Here is an 8,757-nt window from a genome sequence, read left to right on the forward strand (position 1 = left end):
AGCTCCTCCTCGATGCCGGTGAAGCCCAGCGCCAGCAGCACCAGGTCCGCCTGGACCTCGCGCTCGGTGCCCGCCTTGGGCCCGCGCGTGCCGTCCTCGCGGTACTCGGTCTCCGCCACGCGCAGGGCGCGCACGCGGCCGTGCTCGTCGCCGAGGAACTCGACCGTGGAGGCAAGGTGCGCGCGGGCGCCGCCCTCGGCGTCGGCCGTGGTCTGCTGGTGGACCTTGGGGATCGTGGGCCACGGCTGGTGGACGGGGCGCTCGACCGGCAGCTGCTGGCCGATCGCCAGCGTCGTCACGGACGCCGCCCCCTGGCGGTGCGCGGTGCCGATGCAGTCCGCGCCAGTGTCGCCGCCGCCGAGGATCACCACGTGGCGCCCCTCGGCGGAGATCTGGTCCGGGACCTCGTCGCCGGCGACCGCGCGGTTGGACTGCACGAGGTAGTCCATGGCGAGGTGGATCCCGTCGAGGCCGCGGCCGGGGACGGGCAGCTCGCGGGCCACGGGGGCGCCGGTCGCCACGATCACGGCGTCGAAGCGGGCCTTGAGCTGGTCCCAGGGCAGGTCGACGCCGATCTCCACGCCGGTGCGGAACCGGGTGCCCTCGGCCTCCATCTGCGCCAGGCGCCGGTCCAGGACGTCCTTCTCCAGCTTGAAGTCCGGGATGCCCAGCCGCAGCAGGCCGCCGAGGCGCTCGTCGCGCTCGTAGACCACCACGGTGAAGCCGGCGCGGGTGAGCTGCTGCGCCGCGGCCAGTCCCGCCGGGCCCGAGCCGACGACGGCCACGGTGTGGCCGTTCAGGCGGGCCGGCACGACCGGCTCGAGCCAGTCGTTGTCGAAGATCTGCTCCGCGATCGCCACCTCGGTCTGCTTGATGGTGACCGCGGGCTGGTTGATGCCCAGGGTGCAGGAGTCCTCGCACGGGGCGGGGCAGATCCGCCCGGTGACCTCGGGGAAGTTGTTGGTCGAGTGCAGTCGCGCGGCGGCCTCGTCCCAGCGTCCCCGCCGGACCAGGTCGTTCCACTCCGGGATGAGGTTGCCCAGCGGGCACCCGGAGTGGCAGAACGGGATGCCGCAGTCCATGCACCGGCCGGCCTGGGTGCGCACGATCGCCTCGTCCTGGCGGACGTACACGTCCTTGAAGTCCATGATGCGCACCGGCACCGGACGCGTGGGGCGCTCGACGCGCTCCCGGTTCTTCAGGAATCCGCGCGGATCAGCCACGGGTCACCTCCAGCAGTCGGTCCCAGACGGCCTCCCCGTCCGGGTCGAGTCCCTCGGCCGTCGCGGCCTGACGGGTGCGCAGCACGAGGTCGTACTGCCGGGGCAGGACGGTCGTGAAGCGGTCCCACGCGGCGTCGGCGGCGTCCCCGCCAGCCCGCAGGTCGCGCTCTTCCGATCTGGCGACGGCGGAGCCCGTCTCCGCGCGGTGCAGCTCCAGCAGCTCGGCGATCCGCAGCCGGTCCTGCGCGGACGGCGCCTCGAGGATCAGGGCGTCCTCGCGGACGGCGAGTGGGTTCAGGTCCTCCCGGTCCAGGTCCAGCACCCAGGCCCGCCCGCCGGACATGCCGGCGGCGAGGTTGCGGCCGGTCTCGCCGAGGATCAGCGCCTCACCGCCGGTCATGTACTCCAGGCCGTGGTCGCCGATGCCCTCGGCCACCGCGGTGGCGCCGGAGTTGCGCACGAGGAACCGCTCCCCCACGCGGCCGCGCAGGAACAGCTGGCCCGAGGTGGCGCCGTAGCCGATCACGTTGCCGGCCACGGTGTTCTCCTCGGCCACGAACGGGGCCTCGGCGTCGGGGCGGACGATCACGCGTCCCCCCGACAGGCCCTTGCCGACGTAGTCGTTGGCGTCGCCCGAGAGCCGCAGGGTGACGCCGGCGGGCAGGAAGGCGCCGAGGGACTGGCCGGCCTCGCCCGTCAGGCGCACGGTGATCGTGTCGTCGTCCAGCTCGTCGGCGAGCCGCGTGCTCGTGACGTGGTAGCCCAGCAGCGTGCCCACGGACCGGTCCGTGTTCACGACGGCCTCGTCCATCACGACGGGCGTGCCCGTCGTGAGCGTGTCCCCCAGCCGGGCGATGAACCGGTGGTCGATGTGGGAGGCGAGGTCGTGGTCCTGCTCGGTGGTGCGGCGCATGGGCGCGTCCTCGTGGCCCGGACGCCGGCCGACGGAGGGGTCCGCGAGGATGCCCGAGAGGTCCAGGCCCTCGGACTTCCAGTGGTGCAGGGCCGCGTCCACGTCGAGCAGCTCGCGGTGGCCGATCGCCTCGTCGAGCGTGCGGAAGCCCAGCTGCGAGAGCAGCTCGCGGACCTCCTGCGCGATGAACTCGAAGAAGTTGACGACGAACTCGGGCTTGCCCGTGAAGCGCGCGCGCAGCTCGGGGTTCTGGGTGGCCACGCCCACGGGGCACGTGTCCAGGTGGCACACGCGCATCATGATGCAGCCGGAGACCACGAGCGGGGCGGTCGCGAAGCCGAACTCCTCGGCCCCGAGCAGTGCGGCGATCACGACGTCCCGGCCGGTCTTGAGCTGCCCGTCCACCTGGACGGTGACGCGCTCGCGCAGGCCGTTGAGCATGAGCGTCTGCTGCGCCTCGGCCAGGCCGATCTCCCACGGGGTGCCCGCGTGCTTGAGGGAGTTCAGCGGGGAGGCGCCCGTTCCGCCGTCGTGGCCGGAGATGAGCACGACGTCGGCGCGCGCCTTGGCGACGCCCGCGGCCACCGTGCCCACGCCGGACTCGGAGACGAGCTTGACGTGGACCCGCGCGGTCGGGTTGGCCCGCTTGAGGTCGTGGATCAGCTGCGCCAGGTCCTCGATCGAGTAGATGTCGTGGTGCGGCGGCGGGCTGATCAGCGTCGTGCCGGGCACGGCGTGACGCATGCGGCCGATGAATTCGGTCACCTTGAAGCCGGGCAGCTGGCCGCCCTCGCCGGGCTTGGCGCCCTGGGCCACCTTGATCTCGATCTCGCGGCACTGGTTCAGATATTCGGCCGTGACGCCGAACCGGCCGGAGGCGACCTGCTTGACCGCCGAATTGGCGTCGTCGCCGTTGGGACGCGGGTGATAGCGTTCCGGGTCCTCGCCGCCTTCGCCGGACACGCTGCGGGCGCCGATGCGGTTCATGGCGATGTTCAGCGTCTCGTGCGCCTCGGGGCTGAGGGCGCCCAGCGACATAGCCTGGGTCAGGAAGCGCTTTCGGATGTCCGAGACGCTCTCGACCTGATCGATGGGGATGGCGGTCCCTTCGCGGAAGTCCAGCAGGTCGCGCAGGGACAGGTCCGGCTGGTTCCGCACCACTTCGGAATACTGCTTGAAGCGGCGGTAGTCGCCGCGATTGCAGGCGTCCTGCAGCAGGTGGATGGTCCGCGCCTCGTGGGCGTGGGCCTCGCCGCCCGAGCGGATCTTGAAGAAGCCGCCCATCGACGGGACGGGCTGGGCCTCGCCCCAGGCTTTGGCGTGGCGCTTCAATGCGGCCTGCTCCAGCCCGGCCAGGCCGATGCCGGAGATGCGCGAGGGGGCGCCGGGGAAGAACTCGGCCGTCAGGGCGCGCGATAGGCCCAGCACCTCGAACTCGCAGCCGCCACGATAGGCGGAGATGACGCTGATGCCCTTGCGGGCCAGGGTCTTCAGCAGGCCGGCCTCGATGCCCTTCTTGTAGTGCAGGCAGGCGTCGCGCAGCGTCAGGCCGGGATACAGGCCCCGGTCCAGCCGCTCCTGGAACAGGTCCTGGGCCAGCCAGGCGTTGACGGTGGTGGCGCCGACGCCGACCAGGACGGCGAAGCCGTGCGGGTCCAGCGTCTCGGCGGTCCGGACCACGATGGAGCAATAGGTCCGCAGCCCGACTTTGGTCAGTCGCCCGTGAACGCCCGCCGTAGCCAGGATCATCGGGGCGGCCAGACGCTCGGCGGACCCCTGCTGGTCGGTCAGCACGATCAGGGCGGCCCCGTCGCGCGCGGCGGCCTCGGCCTCGTCCATGATGCGGTCCAGTGCGGCGCGCAGCCCGGCGCCGGGGCGGGCCTCTTGCGACGGCAGGGCGTAGCTGCAGTCTATCACCACGGTCGAACCGGCGCCGACCGTCTCGATCATGCGCTCGTACATGCCGTTCGTCAGGACCGGACTGTCCAGCACGAAGACGTCGGTCTGGGCCTCCTCCTCGGCCAGGATGTTGCCCAGGTTCTTGAACCGGGTCTTCAGGCTCATGGCCCCCGCTTCGCGTAACGGGTCGATCGGCGGATTGGTGACCTGGCTGAAGTTCTGGCGGAAATAGTGCGGCAGCGGGCGGGGCAGGGCCGACAGGACCGCCGGCGGCGCATCGTCGCCCATCGAGCCGACCGCCTCCTTGCCGTCTCGGATCAGCGGATCCAGCGTCAGGTCCAGGTCCTCGCGGCTGAAACCGGCGGCGATCTGGCGGCGCGTCAGGGCCTCGCCCTGGGCCGAACGGGGCTCGGGTCCGGGGCCGATGATCGGCTCCAGATCGACCATGTTGTCCAGCCACTCCGTATAGGGGTGGGCGGCGGCCAGGGCGTCGATCGCCTCGTGCTCGTCATAGAGGCGGCCGTTCGCCATATCGACGGCGATCAGCTTGCCGGGGCCGATGTGCAGGCGGCGCTTCACGCGGCTCTCGGGGATCGGCACCAGGCCCGCCTCGGAGCCGGCCATCAGCAGGCCGTCGACCGTCTCGACCGCCCGCAGGGGGCGCAGGCCGTTGCGGTCCTTGCCGGCGACGACCCAGCGGCCGTCCACGGCGCAGATGGCGGCCGGGCCGTCCCACGGCTCCATCACCGCATTGCAATAGGCGTAGAAGGCGCGGTTGGGCTCGGGCATGACCACGTCGTCCTTGGCCCAGGCCTCGGGGATCAGCAGGGCCTTGGCCATCGGGGCGGGTCGACCGGCGCGCACCAGAACCTCGAACACATTGTCCAGCGAGGCCGAGTCCGATCCGCCCGGCTGGACCACCGGCTTCACCTCGCCGTCGCGGTCCCCGAACGCCTGGGCGGCCATGCGAATCTCATGGCTCTTCATCCAGTTCAGATTGCCCTTCAACGTGTTGATCTCGCCGTTGTGGGCCAGCATTCGGAAGGGCTGGGCCAGCCGCCATTCCGGGAAGGTGTTGGTCGAATAGCGCTGGTGGAAGACGGCGTAGGCCGAGACGAAGCGCGGGTCCTCCAGGTCGGGATACAGGTCGCCCAGCAGTTCGGCGCGGACCATGCCCTTGTAGGCGATCGAACGCGACGACAGGGTGCAGATATAGACGCCCTGTAGGTTCTCGGTCTTGACGGTCTTCTCGATGCGGCGCCGGGTCAGGAACAGTTCACGCTCCAGCGCTTCGCCGTCCAGCGGCCGGCCGGCGTCGTCCAGCGGGGGAGCCAGCATGATCTGCTCGATCTCGGGCCGGGTCGCGCCCGCCTTGGTCCCGACCACGGACAGGTCCACCGGCGTCTGGCGCCAGCCGTAGATCCAGAATCCGGCGCGCAGGGCCTCGGTCTCGACGATGGCGCGGGCGCGGTCCTGGTCGCCCAGGTCGGTGCGCGGCAGAAAGATCTGGCCGACGCAGATGGGGCCGGGCCGCAGCGACTGGCCGATGGCCGCCACCTGGTCGGCGAAGAAGCCCTGGGGCAGTTCCACCATCACGCCGGCGCCGTCGCCGGACAGGCCGTCGGGATCGACCGCGCCCCGGTGGGCCACGGCCTTCAGGCTGCGGATCGCGTATTCGACCACGTCGCGGCGCGGGCTGCCGTCGATGGAGCAGACCAGGCCCACGCCGCAGGCGTCGCGCTCGGAGGCGCGGTCATAGGCGTGGCCCGCTTCCAGACGGTCGCGGGTTTGATTGTAGGTGTTCAGCCAGGTCATGAGCCTATCCAACCCCTCCGCTCATCCAGGCGAAAGCCGGGACCCAGTGCTGTCGCGAGCCACAGGTGTCGGGGATGAAAATTGTTGATCCGATCGCTCCTTCAGAGCGCCCAAAGAACTGGGTCCCGGCTTTCGCCGGGATGAGCGGAAGACGGAGTTCGCTCATGCCGCGACCTCCTCGGTGCGGGTCTTCAGGTAACGGTCGATCTCGGCGGCGGCGTCCTGTCCTTCGCGCACCGCCCAGACGACCAGCGAGGCGCCTCGGACCGCGTCGCCGGCGGCGAACACGCCGGGCAGGCTGGTGGCGAAGCTGACGGCGCCGACCTTGATCGTGCCGTCGTCGCGCAGTCTGAGGTCGGGTTCATGCGCCGCGAAGGGTTCGGGCTGGAAGCCCAGGGCCTCGATGACGATGTCGGCGGGAATGTCGAAATCCGAGCCGGGAACGGGCGCGATGTTGCGTCGCTCGCCGGGCGCGGCTTCGGTCAGGGCCATGCGCTGGGCGCGCACGCCCGTCACGTCGTCGCCCTGGGACAGCAAGGCCTTGGGCGCGGCCAGCCATTCGAAGACGACGCCTTCCTCCTCGGCGTTCTGCACTTCGCGGGCGGAGCCGGGCATGTTGTCCCGGTCGCGACGATAGACGCAGGTGACGCTCTGGGCGCCCTGACGGACGGCGGTGCGGACGCAGTCCATCGCCGTGTCGCCGCCGCCGATCACCACCACCCGCTTGCCGCGCGCCTCGTGCCAGCCGTCCTGTTCGGCGTCGCCCAGGTCGCGGCGGTTCTGGTGCATCAGGTACTGCAGCGCCTCGACGGTGGAGCCCGGTCCCCGGCCTGGCGCGGAGAGGATGCGCGGCTGATAGACGCCCATGGCCAGCAGGACCGCGTCGTGGCGGTCGCGCAGTTCGGTCAGGGTCACGTCCTTGCCGACCTCGCAGCCCAGCACGAATGTGACGCCGCCCTCGGCCAGGCGGTCGACGCGCCGCTGCACGACGTGCTTCTCCAGCTTGAAGCCGGGAATGCCATAGATCAGCAGGCCGCCGGCCCGGTCGTGCCGGTCATAGACGGTGACCTGATAGCCTTCGGAGCGCAGTCGGTCGGCCGCCGCCAGGCCCGCCGGTCCCGCGCCGATCACGCCGACGCTCTCGCCCCGTTCGGCCAGCGGGCGGATCGGTTCGACCCAGCCGTTCTCCCACGCCTGTTCGGCGATCCAGGCCTCTACAGAGCCGATGGTGACGGCTTCCCAGCCGGACTGGTTCAGGGTGCAGCCGCCTTCGCACAGGCGGTCCTGCGGGCAGATGCGGCCGCAGATCTCGGGCATGGTCGAGGTCAGGGACGAGACGCGCCAGGCCTCACGCACCTCGTTCTCGGCCGACAGGCGCAGCCAGTCGGGGATATTGTTCTGGAGCGGGCAGGCGTTCTGGCAGAACGGCACGCCGCAGTCGGTGCAGCGCGACGCCTGTTTCTCGGCCGTCTCAGTAGACGGCGGAAGCGTGATTTCCCCGAACCCGCGGGCGCGCAGTTCGGCGGAGGCCTTGGAAAGGCGGCGCGGCTCTACAACGAAAGTCCCGCCTGGCGTTATGGTCTTATGTGTCACGGCGTCGCATATGCCGCAAACGGGCCATTCAAGGCAAATAATATTGGCGTAACCGGCGTTATGCCTCTCAAAAAGAAATAATATTTCAAGGTGGGCGGGCGGCTTATCAAAAGATGCTCGCGCGGCCGTGTGCGGCGCAACAGAGTTTTTGGTTCCCGCCTGCGACACTATGGAACTCGGCCGGGGAGCGAGCGTTGCCGTTCCTTGATCAGCAGCTTCAGGGGGCTCTCATGCCACGATGGACAACGCCAACCGGTCTGGGGGGCTGGCTGACCCTGCTTCTCGGCGTCCTGCTCGCCTTGATCGGCCTGATCCTGACCGTCGGCGGGGTGCAACTCGCGACGTTGGGCGGCTCCTGGTACTACCTGATCGCGGGCCTGGCGCTGATCGCCTCGGGCGTGCTGCTGATCCTGCGCGATATCCGCGGCGCGTGGATCTACGCCGCCACCTTCGCAGCCACCCTGATCTGGGCCTTCTGGGAAAAGGGGCTGAACGGTTGGGCCCAGGTGCCGCGCCTGGTCGGGCCGCTGGTGCTGATGTTCCTGGTCATCGCGACCCTGCCGGCGCTGCGGCGCGGCGCGGGGCGGTTGGCCGCAGGGTCCGCGGCCGGTCTGGCGGTGCTGACCCTAATCTTCGGCGTCGTCATCGCCCAGGCCAACAAGGCCCAGGTCGACCATCCGGTGCCCGGCGCGCGCGGACGCTACAACGATCCCGCCCTGCTGAAGACGGGCGCGGACTGGCCCGCCTGGGGCGGCACCGACAGCGCCCAGCGCTACACCCCGCTGACCCAGATCAACAAGGACAACGTCGGCCGGCTGGAACGCGCCTGGACCTTCCGCACCGGCGATCTGCCGGGCGAGCGGTGGGGGGCGGAGACCACGCCGCTGAAGATCGGCGACACCGTTTATCTGTGCTCGGCCCGAAACAAGCTGTTCGCCCTGGACGCCAATACGGGCCAGCAGAAGTGGACCTATGATCCGCAGGTCGCCGACGACCAGATTCCCTACACCGCCGCCTGCCGCGGCGTGGCCTATCATGCCCGGGCGAACGCCAATCCGGCCGAACCCTGCGCGGTCAAGATCATCGAAGGCACCCTGGACGGCCGCATCATCGCCGTCGACGCCCGCACTGGGCGTCCGTGCCCGGCCTTCGGCCAGAACGGCGCGGTCAGCATCAAGGTCGGCATGGGCGACCCCTATCCCGGCATGGTGTCGATCACCTCGGCGCCCGTCATCGTGCGGGGCGTCATCGTCACGGGCCACCAGGTCCTAGACGGCCAGAAGCGGTGGAACGCCTCGGGCGTGATCCAGGGCT

Annotated in this window: 3 protein-coding genes and 1 pseudogene; 1 reads left to right on the forward strand and 3 read right to left on the reverse strand. The window is 70.5% G+C overall.

The window, feature by feature from the left end; all coding sequences use genetic code 11:
• The 3 genes from B2U11_RS05545 to B2U11_RS05555 all read right to left on the reverse strand — a co-directional run.
• The coding region (locus B2U11_RS05545) for a glutamate synthase subunit beta (RefSeq protein WP_292070467.1) at positions 1 to 1,223 on the reverse strand (1,223 nt) is incomplete at its 3' end.
• Complete coding sequence (gene gltB, locus B2U11_RS05550; protein ID WP_292070468.1) at positions 1,216 to 5,850, reverse strand: glutamate synthase large subunit; 4,635 nt, start codon at positions 5,848 to 5,850, stop codon at positions 1,216 to 1,218. The genes gltB and B2U11_RS05545, both read right to left, overlap by 8 nt.
• Positions 5,851 to 6,012: 162 nt before the next feature.
• Positions 6,013 to 7,443 (reverse strand): NAD(P)-dependent oxidoreductase, encoded by a 1,431-nt coding sequence (locus tag B2U11_RS05555; RefSeq protein WP_292070470.1) that lies wholly within the window; start codon positions 7,441 to 7,443, stop codon positions 6,013 to 6,015.
• Positions 7,444 to 7,673: 230 nt separating this feature from the next.
• On the opposite strand from B2U11_RS05555, the pseudogene B2U11_RS05560 reads away from it, so the two are divergent.
• A pseudogene (locus B2U11_RS05560) lies at positions 7,674 to 8,757 on the forward strand (PQQ-binding-like beta-propeller repeat protein); the annotation flags it as partial.

The sequence above is a fragment of the Brevundimonas sp. UBA7534 genome, assembly GCF_002479325.1.
Lineage (GTDB): Bacteria > Pseudomonadota > Alphaproteobacteria > Caulobacterales > Caulobacteraceae > Brevundimonas.